The organism is Thalassiella azotivora (genome assembly GCF_054781695.1).
In genome coordinates this window covers 1-1800 of the sequence record NZ_BAAGTX010000050.1, presented here as the reverse complement: position 1 = coordinate 1800, position 1800 = coordinate 1, and the positions used below count along the sequence as shown (strand labels likewise).

Here is a 1800-nt window from a genome sequence, read left to right as displayed (position 1 = left end):
GAACGGGTCGAGCGTGCAGATCTGGGACTGCAACCCGGGGCAGTCGAACCAGACGTGGGTGCGGGTGGGGGACTCCTACCGCAACCCGGCGTCGGGTCGGTGCCTGGACAACCCCGGTGGGCGGGACGTGACCGGGCAGCGGATCCAGATCTGGGACTGCCACGGCCAGTCCCCGCAGCGCTGGTCCCTGCCCGGCGCCTGACCCCGACGCCTGCCGACCGACCGACCGACCGGCCGGCGCGGCGCCCACAGCCGGGCGCCGCGCCGGCGTCCCCCCACGACCCATGACCCGGAGGACGACGCATGACCCGTCTGACCCGCACCGCGACCAGGGCCGGGACCGCCCTGGCGACCGCCGCGCTCCTGGCCCTCGGCGGCCTCGTGCCCGCGCACACGGCCCCGGCGACGCAGGCCGCCGTGACCGACCTGCCGCTGACCATCACCAACGACTCCGGCCGCTCCGAGCAGACCTTCGTCTACGTCCTCGCGCGCAGCCAGGCGACCGGCCAGCAGGGGTACGTCGACGCCGGCGGCACCTGGCGACCGTTCGACCTGCCCGGCTCCGTCCCCCCGGGCCAGCCGAACCCGCCCGCGCCGGACGTCGCGATCCCCGGACCCGCCGACGGCGCCAGCCGGACGATCACCCTCCCGCCCAGCCTCGTCGGCGGCCGCGTCTACGTCGCCTACGGCGAGAGGCTGCGCTTCGACCTGTCGCCGGGCGGCCTGGTCGAGCCGGCGTCCTGGAACAGCGGCGACCCGAACCACGACGTCCTGTTCGACTGGGCCGAGTTCACCCGCAACGGCACCGCGATCCACATCAACACGACCATGGTCGACGCGTTCAGCGTCCCGCTGTCCGTCAGCGTCACCGCGGCGAACGGCGTCCGGCGCGCCGAGGGCGAGCTCGTCGAGGGCGGCCGCCAGCAGGTCTTCGACGCCGTTCGCGCCCTCGGTGGCGACTGGGCCGACCTCGTCCAGACCCGCGCCTCGGACGGCCTGCCGCTGCGGGTCGTCGCACCGACCCACGGCCTGGCGACGTCCGGCTTCGACGCGACGTACTTCGACGCCTACGTCGACGACGTCTACACCTACTACGCGGACCGCCCGCTGACCGTCGACACCAGCCTCGGCACGTTCACCGGGACCGTCGCCGACGGGCGGTGGACGTTCCGGCGCGAGAACGGTGCCGTGATCGGCGCCCTGCCGCGCCCGACGACGCGCGACGTCCTCGGCTGCAGCGGCGCGATGCAGCCGCACGACCAGCCCGACCTCACCGCCATCCTCGCCGTCGGGGCCCGGGTGTGCGCCGCCTTCCACCGCGGGACGCTGTCGACGCCGTCCCGGCCCGGCCTGGACCGCCAGCCCACCTACGACGCGTCCGCGTTCTACCGGCACCCGTCGTCCAACCACTACGCGAAGGTCATGCACGACGCGACGGTCAACGGCCGCGCCTACGGGTTCGCGTTCGACGACGTCGCCGAGTTCAACCCCAGCATCGACGAGCCGAACCCGGTGTCGACGACCCTCACGCTGACCCCCTTCGACGGCGAAGGTGACGGCGGGGGTCCTGGTGGCGGTTCGGGTGCGGTGCGTTCGGGGGTGGCGGGCAAGTGCCTGGACGTGTCGGGGGCGAGCAGCGCGAACGGGACGGCGGTGCAGCTGTGGCCGTGCAACGGCACGGTGGCGCAGGACTGGACGTTCGGGTCGGACGGGACGTTGCGGGCGTTGGGCAAGTGCCTGGACGTGACCGAGTGGGGGACGGCGAACGGGTCGAGCGTGCAGATCTGGGACTGCAACCCG

Annotated in this window: 2 protein-coding genes; both read left to right on the top strand. The window is 74.0% G+C overall.

Annotated elements, in window-relative coordinates; all coding sequences use genetic code 11:
- On the top strand, window positions 1-202 hold a 202-nt coding region (locus ACYVQV_RS18935), incomplete at its 5' end, for a ricin-type beta-trefoil lectin domain protein (protein WP_461024479.1).
- 101 nt (window positions 203-303) lie between these two features.
- Window positions 304-1800 (top strand): beta-1,3-glucanase family protein (locus ACYVQV_RS18930; protein ID WP_461024868.1); only part of this gene is annotated, 1497 nt, incomplete at its 3' end.